Below are 19,056 nucleotides of genomic sequence, written 5' to 3'. Positions count from 1 at the left end.
TTCATTTCAAGACATCGTGCACTTGGCCGCGTGCGGGTCGGCGTAATCCTTCAGCACGTTGGGCGCGACCATTTCGAATGCAATGGCTCCGTCAGCGTCCTTGGCTATGCGAAAGATATGATAGCTTTGCACCGGGTAGTTGTTGTTGCCGAAACGGAAGTCGCCGCGCACAGAGTCGAACTTGGCATTCTTTATAGCCTTGGACAAGGCCTTGCGGTCCGAGACATCGCCTTTCAGGGAAGCCACGGCGGCGTCCAGCAAAATGGCCGCGTCATAACTGAATGCGGCATAGGCCGAGGGCGAGCGCTTGTACTTCTCTTTGAAGGCGGCTACAAACTGCTTCGACTGCGGGTTGGTCATGCCCGGCGTCCAGGTATCGCCGGCGATGGCTCCGACCGCGGCATCGCCCATGGCGTCGGCCGACCCGCCCTCGATGGAGTTGGCCGAATAAAGCGGAAACTTGTCGCTAAGCCCCGCCTGCTTGTACTGGCGCACAAAACCCACGGCCAGCGCCCCGGGGTAGAACATAAAAACGGCTTCGGGCTTGGACGCGCTGACCTGGGTCAGCTCGGCCGAAAAGTCCAGCTGGCTTAGCGGCGTATATAGCTCGTTGACGATTTCACCTTTATAGAACTGCTTGAGCCCCGCAATCTTGTCCTTGCCGCCCACAAAATTGGGGGTCAAGGTACTGATGCGCTTGATTCCCTTGTCGTTCAAGTATTTGCCCACGGCTTCGGCCGGCATATCGCTTTGCCAGGAAGTAATGAACAAATTCGGCTTGCACAGCGCGCCGGCGGTTGGCGAAGGCCCCGCAACAGTGCCAATGAACGACACGTCCGTCGCGGCGATTTTGGGTTGCAAAGACATCAACACATTCGCAAACGTCAGCCCCACCACCACATCCACGTCTTCGCGCTCGACCAATTTGGAAAGCCCGCTTTGCGCAGCTTCGGGCTTTTGCTGGTCGTCCTCCGCAAAGAGCACGGCCTTGGCGCCGCCCAGCTTGCCCGAAAGCTGCTCCAGGGCCAGCTTGAATCCATCCAGCTGGTCCTGGCCGACCGCGGCCGAGGGGCCCGACAGCGTGCCAAGAAAGCCGACTTTGACATCGGCCGCCGCCAAGGACGGCAGCGCCGCCATCAACGCCAGCGTCATTGCTCCGAATCCAATTTCCTTTTTCATTGTCTTCCTCTTTTTGTGTGATTGATGAAACAAGCCTCCGCCTCCGCCTTGCCGGCCCCAAAACCCGCCTGGGCCGGCGCGCGGCCTACCGCCGCGGGACGTCAAACAATTCTGGTTTCAAGCTGCCCCAGTCCGTGTATGCCCACCCGCATGACATCGCCGCGCTTCAGGAATATGCCCGACTCCATGCCCACCCCCGCCGGCGTCCCCGTCAACAGAACATCGCCCGGCAGTAGATCCAGCCTATGGCTTAAATAGCTGATCTGGTCCGCCACACTGTATAAATGGTTGCTGGTATTGGAGTCCTGCTTGACTTCGCCGTTCAGCCAAAGCCTGATGCCAAGGTTCTCCGGCGAATCGACAAACTCGGCAGGCGTAATGAACGGCCCCATCGGGCATGCCCCGGTAAAGCACTTGTGGCCTATCCAGTCGAAACGGAAGGGCGAGCTTTCATCGACCTGGTCGCGCTTCAGGTTGTCGCGCGCCGACAGATCGTTCGCGCAGGAGTAGCCCGCGACGTAGTCGAGCGCATCGGCCACGGCTACCCGCGCGGCACGCCGGCCGATAACGACGGCCAGTTCGGCTTCCCAGTCCAGCATATGCGTGTGCGCCGGCATCGGAACATCTTGCTTGTGGCCGGCCAGCGTGGCCTGCCCGGCCTTGATGAAATGCCAGGGTTGCACACCCTCGGCCTTGGGATCCAGCACCAGCTTCATATTGAATGCGCGGCTCATGGCTTCGACGTGGTCGCGATAATTCGCTCCTGCCGCGTAAATGACGCCGCAACGCGTCAGTGGCGCCAGAAAGCGCATGTCGTCCGCAACCAGCGTCTGGACCGCAGCGTTCTGCGCAACGTCCTTGGCCAACTGACGCAACACAGTGCTTGCCTCGTCCCAGTCGCGCAGCAAGTCGTCGACGCACAGCCATTGCGCCCGTTCCGGCGGCAACAAGCGGCGCAGGTCGTACATGGCCTCGCCAACCAGAATCCCCGGGCGCGCAGTGCCCCCGGGTTCACAATACGTGAACACTTGATACTTCATCGGTGATATTTCCTGAGTAGTTGCGCCCTGCCCTGTCAGTACCGCAGTACTAACCGGGCGGAACACTATCGAAGCACATATGACTGGTCGGAAAAGCGCACTGACAAGGTCATGCCACCTTCCATCAGCACCCATTTTTTAATCTCGGCCGTATAGACGCCATGGCGAATGAAAGGGTCGTCGGCCAGGATTTTGCGCACCTGCGCTTCGGAGCTGGCCCGAAAAATGGACATCCCCCCCAAGGCGCCCGGCACCCCGCCCGCGGCGACGAACGGGCCGGAGGCGAACAGCTCGCCGCGCTGTTCGCACTGCGTGGCCCACTTGAGATGGTCGGCGAGATTTTCCGAGAACCCCGAAAGGTCGGCAGGTATGCGCAAGGCCACGAACAAGGGCTTGCCCAGCATTTTGACCATCATGGCCTGTGCATTGGCTGGCAGACTCATGTCAGGGCTCCTCGAAATTGACGACGAAATCTTCCGGAGGCGGGGTCGTTGCCCAGACCATCACAACTTTTTCCGGCGGCACGTTCAAGGGCACCCAATCGCTGTCGTCCTCGGGTATCACGTCGATGTCCCAGAAGTATTCGGCCATGCTGCCCCAGGGGTCGCGTATGTAGTGGAAGTAGTTCGAACCGCCTATGTGGCGCCCCAGTCCGAAGCCGTCCTTGTAGCCGGCGCGCAAAAGCGTCTGGGCTCCGATCTCGATCTCGTCGAGGTCGGCCACTTCGAAACTGATATGGTGCAAGCCGGTATGCGAGCTTTTGGCAAACGCCACCAGATGATGGTCGCCGCCGGCCGACCCATGCAGAAATGCCAGAATATCCATGCACCGGTCGGACATCCGCAAGCCAAGAACGTTGGTATAGAACTCCACCGAAGCATTGACGTCGGGCGAGAACTTGATCAAATGCCCAAGGCGCAGCGGCACCGCTTTCTTATTGACACTGCTGGGATCGCAGGCCCGCCCGACCCGCCGATAGCGGCCATGCGCATTGATTTCCGAAGGCAGAACGTCAGAGACCGGCGCCGGCTCGGCAATTTGTACATTTATCCAGTCGCCGTGCGGGTCCTGGAACCAGATGCCGCCAAACGGCACATCGAACGGCGCGGCAACCACCGGCACGGCGGCCTTTTCCAGGCGACGCTTAAGTTCGGCCATGCCTGTTTCATTGGTGCCGAACGCGGCGTAGGCAAGCTTTTTCTTTTCGCCTTGCATCAGCCGCACCTGGTCCTGGTCGCGCCCTGGGCAACGGAACACAAGGTCGCGCCCCGAGGCGACGGCATGAAGCCCGAACAATTCGTAGAAGGCGCGCCCCACTTCCAGATCGGGGACTATAAGGCCAATATGCAGGAGTGAACGTATCATAAAACCCTTCTTGATCTTGAGTAAAAGAACTGTGTCGGCCGCAATGGATGGGCGCTACACCTTTGAACGCGGGCAGGCCGGCTGGCAAACCAGATGGCCTGCCCGTTCAAGGCCTGGAGCCGGCTTCGATCAGCTTGATCACCGCCGCAATATCTTCGTCGCCCATGCCGCTGGCAAGCGCCCGCTCGAAATACGGCGAGGCCGTTGAAAACAAAGGCGTTGCGCAGCCGAGTTCGTCGGCCATTTCCCGGCCCAGATGAAGATATTTTTCCAGCGTGCTGAATGGGCCCGGCGCGGGAGAGAACGCACGCGAGGCCATCATGGGCGCACGCACGCCGAACATGGCCGAACCGCCCGCGCCCTTTTGTATGACTTCCGCAACCAGCGCCGGATCGAAGCCCGCCTTCGCTCCCATGTTCATGGCCTCGGCCGCGGCGAGCGTGTGAATGGCCAGCAGGTAGTTGGCTATCAGCTTCATGGATACGGCCTTGCCGTACTCGCCCAAATGAAACAAGTTGGGGCTGATGGCCTGCAATATGGACGTACAGGCGCTTAATACCGTTGGGTCGCCGCCGACGTACACGGCGGCCTTGCGGTTGGCCACCATGGGCGGCGAACCGCTTATTTCGGCCTCTAGTACTTTTGCGCCCAGGGCGGCGATTTTTGCGGCCTGCTCGAGCTTGAAGGCCTTTCGGTAAGTGCCCATTTCCACAACGATATGCCGCGGCCCCAGCGCTTTGCGCATGCCGTTGTCGCCTTCCAGCACCTGTTGCGAAGCGGTCTCGGACGGCAAGCACAGGAGTATGACATCGGCCTCTTGCACCACCGCCTCGGGCGATTCCAGGGGGTTGCCGCCCAGCCGCGCGAACTCTTCAAGATCGTGCCGCCGGTAGCCCACTACCCGAAATCCGGCCTGGAGCAAATTGGCCGCAACGGGAATGCCCAATTGCCCAATACCTATAAGCCCCACTATCTGGCTCTGTTCGGCCACACTGCCTCCTTATGTCTTTTGTATTTTTTCTTATTCTATCGGCGGCGACACCTTTAAACTATGGCAATTCATTAATAGCAATGTATTAATAGAATTAATACTTGGCGCATTCGGATGCGCCTGCCGATGCTGGCGCCTGGGCGGGCGCGCTATGCGCCGGCAACGCCGTCGCACGCCGCAACAATCAGTTCACGCAGCCAGATATTGGCGGGGTCGCGATGAAAGCGATCATGCCAGTACAAGGGATCTCGAATGGCGGCAGTTCAAGCGGAATGGGCTTGATGATAAGGGGATAGTGTTCGGACAGGGTCTGGGCCAGGTCCACCGGCGCGCACCAGACCAGGTCGGAAGAAATAATCAGATGCGGCGCCGAAAGATACTGCGGCAGACGTATCTTGATTTGGTTGCGGGCCCCCGCGTCGATAAGCGCACGCTCGATGACCAGGTGGCCGCTGCCCGAATACTCCACCAGAAGGTGGTCCAGATCGCGCAGCATTTCCCGGGTAAGCCGCCGCTTGGCCAACGGATGCTGCGCCCGCATGACGCAGACATAGTGCTGCACAAAAAGGGATCGGCGGTGAATGGATGTCTCGAGAGACGGCAAAAAACCCAGCGCCAGGTCCATGCGCCCGCTGGCCAGGCCGCCTATAGTGTCCTCGATGGGCTGAAACGCCGTGCGCAGCCGCACCGACGGTGCCTCATGTGCGACTTTACGGAATATTTTTGGAAAGCAGACGACCTCGCCCACGTCCCGCGTGCGTATGGTGAACTGGCGGCGCGATGTGGCGGGATCGAACGGAGTGTGCGTGTTCGAGGCCGTGCGTATCATGGCCAATGCCGTCAGAAGCTGGTGCGAAACCCCAACGGCGTAGGGTGTCGGTTCCATGCGCCGCCCCACCTGGGCAAACATCTTGTCGTTGTGCTCTTGCCGCAATCTTTTCAGGGCGCTGCTAACCGCCGCCTGGGTCAGGCCCAGGTTCTCGGCCGCCAACGTAACAGAGCGATCACGCCACATTGCTTCAAACACATACAGCAGATTCAAGTCTTTCATGTGTTCTGGTGCCCTGCCTTAGAGGCGAAAGCGCGAGCGCGATGCACTCTGTGTGGCTGGCTGAGTCAGCCACACAGCACACTACACGCCCAGATACTGATGCATGACACGAGGATCGGCGCGCAAGTCGTCCGAGTTGCCGTCCCAGACGACCCGGCCTTTTTCCAGCACATAGTGGCGGTCGGCGAACTCGAGCAGCGCGCCCACGTTCTTGTCGATCACGATCTGCGACAGGCCTTCGGCCTTGAGCGCGGTCAGCGACTGCCAGATCTCGGCCCGGATCAGCGGCGCCAGGCCCTCGGTGGCCTCGTCCAGCACCAGCAGGCGCGGGTTGGTCATGAGCGCGCGCCCAATGGCCAGCATCTGCTGCTCGCCGCCCGAGAGCTGCGCGCCCAGGTTGGTGCGGCGCTCTTTGAGGCGCGGAAAGAACTGGTACACGCGTTGTAAGGTCCAGGGCTGGGCGCTGGCGCCGGCCGCCTGGGGGCGGGCCGTGGCCACCAGGTTCTCTTCCACGGTCAGGTTGGGAAACACCTGCCGGCCCTCGGGCACCAGCCCCAGGCCCAGGCGCGCAATGCTGTACGAGGGCAAGGCGCTGGTAATCTGGCCGCCGAAGGCGATCTGGCCGTGCCCGACCGGCAGCAGCCCGAACAGGCACTTGATGGTGGTCGAGCGGCCCATGCCGTTGCGCCCCAGCAAGGTCACGACCTGGCCTTGCTGGACCTGGAACGAGACGCCGAACAAGGCCTGGGCGCGGCCGTAGGAGGCGTGAATATCGTGAACATCGAGTAATGCGGTCATCGTCTTTTCCTTACACCTTGGCCTCGTCGCCCAGATACACCGCCCGCACTTCGGGGTCGTTGCGGATCTGGTCCGGGGTGCCCGAAAACAGGGCTTTGCCGTACACCAGCACGGTAATGCGGTCGGCCAGCGCAAAGACCGCGTCCATATCGTGCTCGATCAGCAAGATGGAGTACGTGCCCTTGAGTTTCTTGAGCAACTGCACCACGCCGGCCGACTCCTGCACGCTCATGCCGGCCATGGGCTCGTCCAGCAGCAGCACCTGGGGCTGGGCGGCCAGCGCCATGGCCAGCTCCAGCTGGCGCCGCTCGCCGTAGGCCAGCTCGGAGGCCAGCGTATCGGCCCGGGCCAGCAGGTTCGTGACGCCCAGGGCCTCGCGCGCGATGGCGACCAGGTCTTCGCGCGCCAGCATGGGCTTCCAGAACTGAAAGGCATGGCCCTTGGCGCCCATGGCGGCAAAGACGGTGTTCTCCAGGACCGTGAAGTCTTCGAACACGGAGGTGATCTGGTACGAGCGCAGCAAGCCGCGCCGCGCGCGCTGGTGGATGGGCAAGGCGGTGACGCGCTGGCCGCTGAACAGGACCTCGCCCGCGTCGGCCTGCAGCTCGCCCGAGAGCTGGTTGATCAGCGTGGTCTTGCCGGCGCCGTTGGGGCCGATGATGGCGTGCAGTTCGCCGGGGCGCACGTCGATGGACACCGAGTCGGTGACCAGCAGCCCGCCAAAGCGCTTGGTCAGGGTGGTGGTTTGAAGCAGGGATCCGGTCATGGTGCGGCCTCCTTGTGCGCGGCCTGGGCCGCTTTGCCAAAACGCGCCTGGCTTACCGACTGCAGCAAGCCGACCAGGCCGGCCTTGCCCATCAGCCCGATCACTACGATGGCCAGGCCGAACACCGCCATCCAGTGGTCGGTGATCGACTTCATGATTTCTTCAAGCCCCATGAAGGCCATGGCGCCCAGCAAGGGGCCAAACACCGTGCCCATGCCGCCCAGCACGATCATGACCACCAGGTCGCCCGAGACAATCCAGGACAAGGTGCTGGGCGAGGCAAAGGCGGTTAAATTGGCGAGCAGCATGCCGGCGATGCCGCACAAGATGGCCGAGATCACATAGGCGGTCAGCAGGTACTTGCGGGCGGGCAAGCCCACGGCGTTGACGCGCCGGGCGTTTTGCCGGGCGCCGCGCAAGGCCATGCCAAAGGGGGCCACGCGCAGGCGCGCCATCCACCAGGTGGCCAGCACCAGCACCACAAAGGCGGTGATGTACAGCGCGTACACGCCGCCCAGGTCCAGCCCAAAAAAGCGGCTGGTGTGTTCGATGCCGGTGCCGTCGTCGCCGCCGTACTGCTTCAGGCTTACGAACAGGAAGTAGCCCATTTGGGCGAACGCCAGGGTAATCATGATAAAGCCGATGCCCGAGGTGCGCAGGCTGATGGCGCCGGTGATGTAGCCCACGATGCCGCAGGCCACGATGCACACCAGCAGGTGCACCCAGCCGCTGTCGATGCCGTAGAAGGCGGGCAGCGCCACGCTGTAGGCGCCCAGGCCGAAGAACAGCGCATGGCCCAGGCTGATCAGGCCGCCATAGCCCAGGGCCAGGTTCAGCGCCAACGCCGCGATGGCGTAGATGATCATGCGCGCAAAGAACGCCACATAAAAGGTCTCGCCGGCCCAATAGCCCCACGCGGGCACCAGGGCCAGCAAGACCAGCAGCAACAGCGGCACCCAGGTCGAGGCGCCCCACTTGGTGGTGATACGAGCCATTATTTCTTTCCTCCGACAAACAGGCCTTGCGGCCGAATGGCCAGCACCACGGCCATCAGCACGTAGATCAGCATGGAGGCGATGGCCGGGCCGGCGGCGTTGGCCAGGTCCCGGGCCATGAATTCGCGCAACAGCGTGGGCAAGAAGGCGCGCCCCAGGGTATCGGCCACGCCCACGACCAGCGCGGCGTAGAAGGCGCCGCTGACCGAGCCGATGCCGCCGATGACGATGACCACCAGTGTGGTGATGAGCACGGGCTCGCCCATGCCCGACTGCACCGACAGGATGGGCCCCGCCATGGCCCCGGCCAGGCCGGCCAGCACCGCGCCCAGGGCAAACAGCAGCGCATTGAGCAGCTTGATGTTCACACCCAGCGCGCCGACCATTTGCGGGTTCACGGAGCCGGCGCGTATCAGCATGCCCAGCCGTGTTTTATGAATGAGCCAGTGCGCGCCCACCGCCACCAGCAGGCCGACCACGATAATGGCGATGCGGTACGACGGATAGGTCATGCCCAGGATGCTGACGGTGCTGTCCAGCCAGGACGGCACGGGCAGGAACAGGGGCTGAGTGCCCCACAGGATCTGCACCATTTCGTTGAAGAACAGCACCATGCCGAAGGTAACCAGCACGTGGTCCAGGTGATCGCGCCGGTACAGGCGCGAGACGGCCACGCGTTCCAGGATGACGCCGACCACCAGGCAGCCGACCAAAGCGCCCAGCACGGCCAGCACGAACGAGTTGGTCAAATTGAACGTGGTGGCGGCAAAGTAAGCGCCCAGCATGTACAAGGAGCCATGCGCCAAGTTCACAAAGCTCATGATGCCAAACACCAGCGTCAGCCCCGCGGCCAGCAAAAACAACAGAACACCGTACTGCAAACCATTGAGCAATTGCGACAGGATTAGTGTCAGGCTCATAAACTACCCTCCTCGTTGTATGTCTTTAATCTTCTGGTGGACAGGGTTTACCCGCTCTTTTTTATCGGCAGGGTGACACAGCACCTGCCAGGTCGTCATGATATTGGAGTCGTGCCTTGATCAACCGCAGCGGCAAATCGGCAACAGCCGCCAATACCGTATGTTTGGCACAGCCTCCCATACTAAATGACGGTCATCTCAAGTCAAGAAAAATCTGGGCATAGTGGCTACTCGCATCGTGAATAGCCATGCCGCATCGTCGAAATAGTAGATGAAAACGCCATGGCCTTAAAAGCGCTTTATGGTTATACATGACGACCGATTGGGAATAGCTCGATAGCCGGACCGCCTTTTTCGGGGCGTCCCGGCTGGCCGGCGCGGCTCATGCCGCGTCCAGCTCTACCCAAACCCGGCCGCCTTCGATTTTCACGGGGTAGCTGCGAATGTCTTCGGTCAGTGGCTCGCACAAAGCCTTGCCGCTGCGCACGTCGAAGCGTCCCTGGTGCAGCGGGCATTCAATTTCGAAGCCTTCAAGGAAACCGTCGCACAGGCGCGCATGGCCGTGCGTACAGATATTGTCGGTGACGAAAAACTCGCCTTCCACGCTGTAGATGGCCAATTGCTTGCCGGCCGCGTCCACGCCGATTACGTCGTCCTCGGGCACGTCTTCCGATGCCAGCACGTCTATCCAGTTAGTTGCCATATTGCTTTCTTCGCTCGTATCAAATGGGGTAAATAATGGAATTGGGGATCATCTCGGAATCGTAGATGCAATGCCGCGACTCGAATTTCAGCCCTTCAGGGGTAACCCGTATACGGTCGATATAGCGGCCCACATTAAAGACCGTCGACTCGCCGTCGTATTTGGTCCGAAACACCGCATAGTTGGCCTCGGCCTCGATCAGGTCGCCTTCATGCGATATGACGCGCGGCGCGCCGACCACGTGGCGCTGATAATAAGGATCATGGAAGAGCGTTTCGCGTATGCCGTAGGCGCGGTCTTTAAGCATCTTGCGGCTGATGAACCACATGGTCGACAACGGAAAGCCCCGCTCATGGTTCTCGCGCGGCTGCAATTTATATTCGCAGTCTTCCAGGAAGTACTCCGTCCAGCCGTCCCAATCGTACCTGTCTACCGTCGCCGCGTAATCGGCATACAGCTTGGTCAATTCAAAATAAGTCTGAAATTCCATTTCTCTAGCCCTCCATGACTTTGCGCCAGTAATCGTACATGCCGCGTATCAGCGTCTCGGTCACCATATGCTCGGTGTTCTCGGCAGTGTGGCCGCCTAGCTCGGCCAAAGCACGGTGATAAGGCTTTTGCTCGAAACCGTCTTGCGAGAACTCGATGACTTCGCCGTCGTCGGCCGACACGAATCCCGCGGGCCCGAACAGGTTCGCCTGCACCAGGCGGCGCTGCGTCATTTCGGGCGTGTCGTCCTCAAAGCCGAAGTGCGTCCACACAAAGTCGAAGCTGCCGTTGCCATTGGGCTGGATATGGCGGGTGGACACGCTATTGACTTGCTGCTGGAAAATCACGCTGGGGAAGATAGTAAGCATGACGGCGGTGGGCTCGCCCCACCAGTCTTCGTGCACGATGTCCAGCAAACGCTTGTCCTGGATTTCCATGCCCTCTTTGAAGCTGGTTACGCCGCTGGTCACTTCGTTTTTATTGCCGCTGTTGCCGCGCGTGGAAATCATGGCCGCATGCCGGAACTTGTCGTCCATGCGCAGCGCCGATTTATTGTCGGCACGCCACAGGCCGTAAGTAATGAACCACGTATGCAGCAGGCCCGGGTGATAAGGGTCTTTGATATTTTCCTGCATCAGCTTCCAGTTGCCCGGAATGCACTGGCGGTTGTAGCCCAGAATGGTCAGCTTGCGGCCATTGAACAGGCGGTCGAAATAGCCAAGGATCTCTGGCCCAATGTAGTCTTCAAAGCTTTCGACCTCGTGGTCGAACGAAGCAAACACCACCCCGCCGCGCACCGCCACCTTCAGCTTGTTCAGGCCGTTCTCGCTGGTCTTGAAATCCTTGGGGAAGCCGCCCAGCACCTTGCCGTTTTGCTTCACGCCGCGCAAGAAAGGCACGCCCTGCAAGTCGCCCTTCAGGCTGTAGTTCCATTGGTGATAAGGGCACACCAATTCTTTTTTATTGCCATGGCGCTCGCGGCAAAACTGCATGCCGCGGTGCGCACAGACGTTTTCAACAACGTTGATGCCACCTTCCAGGTCGCGCGTCAGGATCACCGAACGTTCGCCGATAAGCGTGCGCTTGAAGTCGCCCGGATTCGGTATCTCGGCCTCCAGGCCTACATAACACCAATGCCCGTGATAGAACAGCCGTTCCAGTTCTTTCTTGTACACATCTTCGTCGGTGTAGGCCCAGAACGGAATACGGCTGGTGCCCTCTTCCCGCCACGTCGGGTCTTTGGGAAATACAACAGGAATGTCGCTCATGACTCGTCTCCTTGCTTTGAACTTTTGCCCCCGCGGGCGAAACCTGGCTTATGTTGCACTGGCGTAAAACGCGTCCGCGTATATATGTTCGGCCGGCAAACCCTTGCCCGTCAGCAGCATGACCGCCGCCTCGACCATGGGCGGCGCACCGCAGACATAAGCGCGAAACCCTTCCAGGCCTTGCCAGTCCTGCGCCACCGCGTCCGTCACCAACCCCGAGCGCAGGCCAGCCTTGACAGGGCCCGACGCCACCACAAAATGAACCTTCACTTGACTATACTGCGAGGCCATTTGCGCAAGCACGTCGGCCTTGTAGATATCCTGGGCTGAACGCACGCCGAAATAAATATGAATCGGATTGCCCATGCCGCCGGCCAGCGCGCCGCGCACAATCGATAGCACCGGCGCCAGGCCAGTGCCGCCCGCAATACACAAAATAGGCCCTTCATGCTTGCGGCGCAAGTACGCCGTGCCCAAAGGACCGCTGATGCGCACCGCATCGCCCTCTTTAAGTTCGCTGTTCACATAGCCGCTGACGCGCCCGTCCGGCACAACCCGCACATGAAATTCCAGTTCGCCGTCCTCCGCCAGGCCGGCCATCGAATACGGGCGAATATGATCCGGACTGAATTGCAGCGTAGCGTACTGCCCAGGGGAATACTCCAACGGCTTGGAAGGCTTGAGGCGCACGCACTTGATATCGTGCGTCATATCCTGCACCGCAACGACCTTCGCCTTGATAATGCGTGCCGGATGCGTCACCACCTCGTCCGGCTCGGGGATTTCCACCGTACAGGCCTCGGTCAGCACGCTCATGCACGCCAGCACGTAAGCGCCATCGTTCAGCCCCGTGCGCTTGATCTCGCGGCCCGACTCCAGCACCTGGCCATCAAGAACCTTGCAGCGGCACGTGCCGCAACGGCCCGCCATGCAGCTATACGAAATAGGCACATCGTTCGAGCGCAAAACTTCAAGCAGGTTCGCGCCGGATTCCACCGACAACTTCTGGTCCAGCGGCTGAACTAATAATTCCATGATTCGCCCCGTCTGCGGCTGAAGCCCTCAGACCATTTGCTTGATTAAAACTGGGCTTAGTATAGGCAAGCGAATATAATTGATAAATAGAATACGGTGAATTCAATGTATAGACGCCGTGAATATCACTGTCACTGCCTCCATTCCCTTGACCAGCACCTGCCTTTCAGAATCGACCGCCTTGCAACAGCAATGCCGGTCCGCAGCATTACCGCCAGGCGTGACATTGGAAGGGGATCAAAAGGACTACAGCCATGGACCTAAAAGACATCGATCTGAATCTGCTCGTCATCTACCATCACTTGCTGATGGAGCGCAGCGTTTCCGGCGCCGCCGCCAAACTCGGCCTGACCCAGCCCACCGTCAGCAACGCCCTGAAGCGGCTGCGCACCCTGCTGGGCGACGAACTATTCCTGCGAACCTCCCGCGGCATGGAGCCCACCCCCTATGCCAGCCAGCTGGCCGAACCCATCGCCTACGCACTCAGCACCATACACAACACCCTGAACCAGCAAACCACCTTCGACCCCACCACCAGCGACCGCAAATTCGTCCTTGGCATGACCGACCTGGGAGAAATCGAACTTCTGCCCAAACTCATGCAACGGCTTGAAAACATCGCCCCCGGCGTAACCCTGAGCACCGTGCGCAGCAATTCCGACAGCCTGCGCAACGAAATGGAGGCCGGCCACGTAGACCTGGCCATAGGCCTGCTGCCCCAGCTCAAGACCGGCTTCTTCCAACAGCGGCTCTTCATGCAAAGCTACGTCTGCCTTTTTCGCACAGGCCACCCCTTGGCCAAAGGAAAAATAACCCAACGCCAATTTTTCGACGCCGACCACGCCGTAGTCGTATCCGCCGGAACCGGCCACGCGCAAATAGACGACATCATCGAAAGCAAAGGACCAGGCCGCCGCATCCGCCTGCTGGTACCCCACTTCGTCGCGGTAGGTCACATCCTCGCCGCCACCGACATGATCTCCACCGTCCCCGAACTCTACGCCCGCCGCTACGCCGAACCCTTCAAACTAAGCTACGCACCCCATCCCATAACCCTGCCAAAAATCGGCATCAACCTGTTCTGGCACGCCAAATACCACAAAGAGCCAGGCAACCAATGGCTGCGCAACATCATCTTCAACCTGTTCTCCACCCCATCCAGCTAACCCGGAACGCCGCCTTCGTCGCAACCCGACGGTGGGCACCGCCACATCGCAAGCAAGCCGATTTAGTCCAACTGGTTTTGAAGTTGAAGCACGCGGCGCCGCAGCGCCCATGGCCGGCTACCCACACCCCACCCCGCCTCCAGGCCGTTTTAGCCCAGCCGGTTTTGCGAAGCTAAAACAAGTCGCGCCGCCTGCCGTTTTCGAAAGCAAGCGAGCATCTGTATGAGTACCGCATTCAAGAAAGTTAGAAGCGACATCCAAAGCCCCCCGCCGCCCGATGACCAGCCGCAGCCCAAACCCGCCCCTAGGCCGGTCCGCCCAGCCGGTTTTGCGAAGTTGGAGCAAGCCGCGGTGCCTGCCGTTTTCGGGATGCAAGCAAGCATCAGTATGAGTACCGCATTCAAGAAAGTTAGAAGCGACACCCAAAGCCCCCCCGCCGCCCCATGACCAGCCGCAGCCCAAACCCGTCCCTAGGTCGTTTTAGCCCAGCCGGTTTTGTGAAGTTGGAGCAAGCCGCGCTGCCTGCCGTTTTCGGGGTGCAAGTGAGCAGCTGTTTGAGCGCGGCGTTTATGGGCAGCCGGGGGCTGCCCATTCGCGCGAGTTTTGCGAACGCCCGAAAACGGCTGGCGGCGCGGGTAGCCTCGGCGCAGCCGAGGCCGCAGCGACCTGAGCAAAATCGGCTGGGCTAAAACGGCCGATTAAGAACTCAAACCAGCAACCGAGGCAAAACACCACAGCCGCTCAAGAACTCAAGAACTCAAGAACTCAAGAACTCAATCAACCTTAACGCTAGCCAGCTTCTTATTCAAAGCGTCCAAAGGCAAAGCCCCATTCACCCGTGACCCATCCGCAAAAAAGATGGCCGGCGTCCCCTGCACCCTAAGCTTGCGGCCAAAAGCCAAAAGCTCGTCGATAGGCGTATCGCACTGAGCCTCCGCCGGCGTCTTCGCATTCACCATCCAGTCCCGCCACGTCGCCGCCTTATCCTTCGCGCACCAAATATTGCGCGCCTTCACATTCGAATCAGGCGAAAGAATCGGGAACAACAACGTATAAATCGTAATATTGTCCACACTTTCCAGCGTACGATGCAGCTGCTTGCAATACCCGCAATTAGGATCTTCGAACACCGCAATCTTGCGCTCGCCATTGCCCCGAACCTGCTTGATAGCCTTATCCAGCGGCAAAGAATCAAAAGGAACCTCGGACAGCTTCGCCAAACGCTGCGCAGTCAAATCCACCCGCGCACGCGCATCGATCAGCGAACCCTGCAAAACATAATTGGCGTCAATATCCGTATACATCAAGTCGGATTCCACCTGAACCTCGAACAGCCCAGGAAGCGGAGTAGGATTCACCGCCGCGACCTTGATACCCTCGAAACGATGCTCGAACGCCTGCTTCACCTGCGCCAGCGTCTCGGGCGTCACAGGCTGCGCCGCAGCCGCCTGCTGTGTAGACACAACCGCCGGAGCCGACGTTTGCGCCACCGCGGCCCCCATGCCAGCCGCCAGAATACCGCCAGCAAAAGCCGCTAAAAACAAACCCGAAAAAGGCCGGACCATAGTGAAACCTTTGAATTTTGAATGCCCGATTATAAAGGCAGCGATCAAGCCCCGCTTGCCGCGCCGCAAGCGTCGTCAGCCGCCCGACGCCCCGCTGATAAGAAAACGCTTGAGCATGGGCAGCTTGTCCACCAGCCGCATGCCCACATTGCGCGCCAGCACCACCGGCGCCGCTTGCGACGCAAACAGACGATACAGCCCGTCTGTAGCCAAACCCATGGCCATCACAGCCTCGGCACGCGCGCGGCGATAACGGTTAAGCACCCGCGGCTCGCCTATCCCGCGATAAGGCTCGCAGTCGCGCACCACATCGATCAGCTTCTCCACATCGCCCAAACCCAGATTCAAACCCTGGCCGGCCAAAGGATGAACGCGGTGAGCCGCATCGCCGACCAAGGCAACGCCCGCCGCCACCATGCCGCTTTTTTCCAGGAACAGCGGAAAGCCCAGCAAAGGACTGCGCACCGTCAAGCGTCCCAGCCGTCCACCGGTTGCCTCCAGCAGACGCAGCTCGAGCGCCGCGTTGCGTTCGTTCTCGGGCATGGACTGCAACTGGGCGGCATGCGCCTCGGGCATCGACCACACCATGGAAACCTGGTGCCCTTGCGCCGTGTCCGGCAGGGGCAGCAAAGCCAGCACACCGTCGGCGGTAAACCATTGCAACGCCGTATTCTGGTGAGGATACTGCGCAGTCAAATGCACAACCAGGCCAGTATCGGAATACGCTTTCGACTCATGGCTAATGCCTGCGGCCGCACGCACCGGGGAGTTTGCCCCGTCGGCGCCCACCAGCAAATCGGCTTCCAGCCGCTTGCCCGATTCGGTGATCGCCACGCCCGCTTGCAGCTCGCGGAACTTGTCCGCCTGCCGGCTTATCCCGAACACCTGCACCGCCTGCCGCAAAACGCGCTCCAGTTCGCTGGACTCGACTATCCAGGCCAGTATCGGAAGCGCCGCCTGCCAGGCGCGCAAAACAACTTTCCCGCTGGCATCGCCATAAACCTCCATGGCTTCGACCGGCGTCAGCCGCGACGCATCCATCATGGCCCAGACGCCCAGCCCCTCCAGAAACTGCTGGCTGGCGGGCGAAATAGCATAAACACGCGGGCAATATTCGTCGTCGCGGACTGGCGGCACGGGCATGTCGGGCCCCAGCAGCGTGACCTGGCCTCCCGCCTTGGTCAGGCCCAGCGCGGCGGCCAGGCCGACAATACCGGTACCGCATACGACAATGCGCCGGGTGTTCATCGCGCTGACGGCGTGCCGCCCTGTTTCGGCCACAACACCCACATTTCGCCTTGCTGCTTCATGCGGCCGGCTTGGGCGCCGGCGTCATCGCCAAAGCCCCAGTAGTAATCAGTGCGCGCGGCGCCGCGGATTGCCGCGCCCGTATCCTGGGCGAACACCAGGTGCTGCAAAGGCTTGTTCGAAGCCGGGTACTGGGTGGACAGGAACAAAGGCGTGCCCAACGGCACGAAAGTGGTGTCCACGGCAACGGAGCGCTGCCCGATCAAAGGAATGCCGTAGGCACCTTTAGGGCCAAGCTCGACATCGGTAATCGGCTCTTCCGAAAAAAACACCATGGCTGGATTGGCGTTAAGCATTTCTTGCACGCGGGCGGGATTTTGCCGCGCCCATGCCTTGATGTTTTGCATTGACGCTTGCGACAGCGGCAGCAGGCCCTTGTCGGCCAGCCATTTGCCGATCGATGCATAGGGGCGGCCGTTGTGGTCGGCATAGGCCAGGCGCACGACTTCGCCGCCCGGCAGCTGCGCGCGGCCCGAGCCCTGGATTTGCAGGAAAAACGCCTCGACGGGATCGTCGGCCCAGACTATGACAGGGGGCTGATTCGGCGAAGCGGCGATTTGCGCCCGCGTGTCGTAAGGCACCACGCGCTTGCCGTTAAGCTTGCCGCGTATCCGCTTGCCGGCCAGCTCGGGGTACACCGAACCCAGGTCAATGGTGAGCAAATCGGCGGGCGCCGCATATAAGGGCCACTGGTAGGCACCCTGGCGTGTACGCGATGCCCGGATCAAGGGCTCGTAATAGCCCGTGACGGTATTTTTGGCCGGATGCCCGCCGGCGTCCAGCAGGCGCCATGGCTGCAACTGCGCCTGCAAGAATTGACGCACCTGAGCCGGGTCGGGATTGCTTGAAGGAATGCCCGACTGCTGCGCCGCCAGGCAAACCGGCTGCCACGCGCGCGGCGTGGCCCGAGCCTGCATTGCCAGCGAACCCGACACAGGCCGCATCAGACCCTTGCAATTATTGATGAACGCTTTCCATACCGAATGCAGGTCGTCGTTTTGCCAGCCCGGCAGCGTCGCCCAATTGACCGCCTGGAACTTGCCGGCCAAAACACGCGGCGCCGTATCGCGCATGGCGCTCAGGGCCGGCACCCGCAGGGGCTGTTCCGCTATGTTTTCGGCGGCCGGGCCGCCGGGGACCACTGCCGTTTCAGGTTGGGGAGGCACACTGCTGCACGCCGCCAGGACAGCAAGCAGCGTGCAGGAAAGCAGGATTTTCTTCATGGACTTCAATTTATGAAAGATGGTTTCATATCAATGTAAAGTGCGCGGCATCGCCAACACGAACTCTCCGATGGGCACCTCGAAAGGAATGCCATTATCCCCCACGCAATGATAGGTACCCCGCATTGTGCCGATAGGCGTGGACAATGGGCAACCACTGGTGTATTCAAATGTTTCGCCCGGCCCCAGCAAAGGCTGCTGGCCGACGACTCCCAGCCCGCGCACTTCTTGAACCTTTTGCTGGCCGTCGGTGATGATCCAGTGGCGGCTGATGACCTGGGCCGGATGCTGGCCGTTATTAGTAATGCAAACCGTGTAGGCAAACACAAACTGCTGTTCGCCCGGGTCGGATTGCTCGGGCAGATACTGCGGCGTTACGGTTACTGACAAGTCGTACGGCTTCATGTGAACCCCGTCAAAACAGACTACGTTTACTCGATCGAGTCTTTAATCTGCAATAATGATTTTTTAAAACATAGTTTACGTCCATGACCACATCCGCCCCCACCCGCATAGCCCCAAGCCTGTTGGCCGCCGACTTCGCCCGCCTGGGCGACGAAGTGCGCGACGTAGTCGCCGCCGGGGCCGACTGGATACACTTCGATGTCATGGACAACCACTATGTTCCCAACCTGACCATGGGGCCCATGGTGTGCGAAGCCCTGCGCCCGCATACCCAGGTGCCTATCGATGTTCACCTGATGGTCGAGCCCGTCGACGCTATTATCCCGCAATTCGCCAAGGCCGGCGCCGACATCATTACCTTTCACCCCGAGGCGTCCCGGCACCCCGACCGCACACTGGGCCTGATCAAAGAGCACGGCTGCAAGGCCGGCCTGGTCTTCAACCCCGCCAGCTCGCTGGACTGGATGGATTACGTCATGGACAAGCTCGACGTCGTGCTCCTTATGTCGGTCAATCCGGGCTTCGGCGGCCAAAGCTTCATTCCGGCCACCTTGACCAAGCTGGCGCAAGCCCGCAAGAAAATCGACGCCTGGGTCAGCCAGGGAGGCCAGCCCATTGCCCTGGAAGTGGACGGCGGCGTCAAGGTCGACAACATCGCCGCCATACGCGCGGCGGGCGCCGACACCTTCGTGGCCGGCTCGGCCATATTCGGACAAAAAAGCTACCAGGAAGTCATCAGCGCCATGCGCAGCGAAATCGTGCGCGGCGAATCCATTTCCGTGTAAGGCC

General features: G+C 60.6%; 20 protein-coding genes. 2 read left to right on the top strand and 18 right to left on the bottom strand.

Features of this window, described 5'->3' with window-relative positions; genetic code table 11:
• Positions 1–6 precede the first annotated feature (6 nt).
• From DFR37_RS18500 to DFR37_RS18435, 14 genes are all read right to left on the bottom strand, one after another.
• Entirely contained in the window at positions 7–1,179 is a 1,173-nt protein-coding gene (locus tag DFR37_RS18500; RefSeq protein WP_113934662.1) for an ABC transporter substrate-binding protein, read from the bottom strand.
• Positions 1,180–1,280: 101 nt separating this feature from the next.
• A complete protein-coding gene (locus DFR37_RS18495; protein WP_113934661.1) occupies positions 1,281–2,219 on the bottom strand; it encodes a fumarylacetoacetate hydrolase family protein in 939 nt (312 codons plus the stop codon).
• A 65-nt stretch (positions 2,220–2,284) separates the two neighbouring features.
• Positions 2,285–2,662: a YciI family protein gene (locus DFR37_RS18490; RefSeq protein WP_113934660.1), complete on the bottom strand. Its 378-nt coding sequence runs from the start codon at positions 2,660–2,662 to the stop codon at positions 2,285–2,287.
• Between the two features lies 1 nt (position 2,663).
• Positions 2,664–3,584, bottom strand: coding sequence for a VOC family protein (locus DFR37_RS18485; RefSeq protein WP_113934659.1), 921 nt, complete (start codon positions 3,582–3,584; stop codon positions 2,664–2,666).
• A 106-nt stretch (positions 3,585–3,690) separates the two neighbouring features.
• Positions 3,691–4,575, bottom strand: a complete 885-nt coding sequence (locus DFR37_RS18480; RefSeq protein ID WP_113934658.1) for an NAD(P)-dependent oxidoreductase — start codon at positions 4,573–4,575, stop codon at positions 3,691–3,693.
• Positions 4,576–4,759: 184 nt separating this feature from the next.
• Positions 4,760–5,626, bottom strand: coding sequence for a LysR family transcriptional regulator (locus tag DFR37_RS18475; RefSeq protein ID WP_242341896.1), 867 nt, complete (start codon positions 5,624–5,626; stop codon positions 4,760–4,762).
• An 81-nt stretch (positions 5,627–5,707) separates the two neighbouring features.
• Positions 5,708–6,424 carry an ABC transporter ATP-binding protein gene (locus DFR37_RS18470; protein ID WP_113934657.1) on the bottom strand — a complete coding sequence of 239 codons (717 nt, stop codon included), beginning with the start codon at positions 6,422–6,424 and terminating at the stop codon, positions 5,708–5,710.
• Between the two features lie 10 nt (positions 6,425–6,434).
• Positions 6,435–7,190 carry an ABC transporter ATP-binding protein gene (locus tag DFR37_RS18465; RefSeq protein WP_113934656.1) on the bottom strand — a complete coding sequence of 252 codons (756 nt, stop codon included), beginning with the start codon at positions 7,188–7,190 and terminating at the stop codon, positions 6,435–6,437.
• On the bottom strand, positions 7,187–8,185 hold the full coding sequence (locus tag DFR37_RS18460) for a branched-chain amino acid ABC transporter permease (RefSeq protein WP_113934655.1): 999 nt from the start codon (positions 8,183–8,185) through the stop codon (positions 7,187–7,189). Before DFR37_RS18460 ends, DFR37_RS18465 begins: the two co-directional genes overlap by 4 nt.
• Complete coding sequence (locus DFR37_RS18455; protein ID WP_113934654.1) at positions 8,185–9,105, bottom strand: branched-chain amino acid ABC transporter permease; 921 nt, start codon at positions 9,103–9,105, stop codon at positions 8,185–8,187. The genes DFR37_RS18460 and DFR37_RS18455 overlap by 1 nt, the downstream gene beginning before the upstream one ends.
• A gap of 382 nt (positions 9,106–9,487) precedes the next feature.
• Positions 9,488–9,808 (bottom strand): non-heme iron oxygenase ferredoxin subunit, encoded by a 321-nt coding sequence (locus tag DFR37_RS18450; RefSeq protein ID WP_113934653.1) that lies wholly within the window; start codon positions 9,806–9,808, stop codon positions 9,488–9,490.
• Between the two features lie 19 nt (positions 9,809–9,827).
• Entirely contained in the window at positions 9,828–10,298 is a 471-nt protein-coding gene (locus DFR37_RS18445; protein WP_113934652.1) for an aromatic-ring-hydroxylating dioxygenase subunit beta, read from the bottom strand.
• 4 nt (positions 10,299–10,302) lie between these two features.
• Positions 10,303–11,565: an aromatic ring-hydroxylating dioxygenase subunit alpha gene (locus tag DFR37_RS18440; protein WP_113934651.1), complete on the bottom strand. Its 1,263-nt coding sequence runs from the start codon at positions 11,563–11,565 to the stop codon at positions 10,303–10,305.
• Between the two features lie 48 nt (positions 11,566–11,613).
• Positions 11,614–12,600 (bottom strand): 2Fe-2S iron-sulfur cluster-binding protein, encoded by a 987-nt coding sequence (locus DFR37_RS18435; protein WP_113934650.1) that lies wholly within the window; start codon positions 12,598–12,600, stop codon positions 11,614–11,616.
• A 254-nt stretch (positions 12,601–12,854) separates the two neighbouring features.
• Between DFR37_RS18435 and DFR37_RS18430 the strand changes: the two genes are divergently transcribed.
• Complete coding sequence (locus tag DFR37_RS18430; protein WP_113934649.1) at positions 12,855–13,766, top strand: LysR family transcriptional regulator; 912 nt, start codon at positions 12,855–12,857, stop codon at positions 13,764–13,766.
• Between the two features lie 773 nt (positions 13,767–14,539).
• On the opposite strand, the gene DFR37_RS18420 is transcribed toward DFR37_RS18430, so the two are convergent.
• From DFR37_RS18420 to apaG, 4 genes are read right to left on the bottom strand one after another with little or no spacing between them, the layout of a single operon-like run.
• Positions 14,540–15,379, bottom strand: coding sequence for a DsbC family protein (locus DFR37_RS18420; protein ID WP_242341895.1), 840 nt, complete (start codon positions 15,377–15,379; stop codon positions 14,540–14,542).
• Between the two features lie 27 nt (positions 15,380–15,406).
• Positions 15,407–16,579: an FAD-dependent monooxygenase gene (locus DFR37_RS18415; protein WP_113934732.1), complete on the bottom strand. Its 1,173-nt coding sequence runs from the start codon at positions 16,577–16,579 to the stop codon at positions 15,407–15,409.
• On the bottom strand, positions 16,576–17,862 hold the full coding sequence (mltA, locus tag DFR37_RS18410) for a murein transglycosylase A (RefSeq protein WP_113934647.1): 1,287 nt from the start codon (positions 17,860–17,862) through the stop codon (positions 16,576–16,578). Before mltA ends, DFR37_RS18415 begins: the two co-directional genes overlap by 4 nt.
• Positions 17,863–17,892: 30 nt before the next feature.
• A complete protein-coding gene (gene apaG / locus DFR37_RS18405) occupies positions 17,893–18,267 on the bottom strand; it encodes a Co2+/Mg2+ efflux protein ApaG (RefSeq protein ID WP_113934646.1) in 375 nt (124 codons plus the stop codon).
• 83 nt (positions 18,268–18,350) lie between these two features.
• On the opposite strand from apaG, the gene rpe reads away from it, so the two are divergent.
• Positions 18,351–19,052 carry a ribulose-phosphate 3-epimerase gene (gene rpe, locus DFR37_RS18400; RefSeq protein WP_113934645.1) on the top strand — a complete coding sequence of 234 codons (702 nt, stop codon included), beginning with the start codon at positions 18,351–18,353 and terminating at the stop codon, positions 19,050–19,052.
• The last annotated feature ends 4 nt before the right edge of the window (positions 19,053–19,056 follow it).

This window comes from Eoetvoesiella caeni, from assembly GCF_003315175.1.
Lineage (GTDB): Bacteria > Pseudomonadota > Gammaproteobacteria > Burkholderiales > Burkholderiaceae_B > Eoetvoesia > Eoetvoesia caeni.
This window is presented reverse-complemented; position numbering and strand designations above follow the sequence as displayed.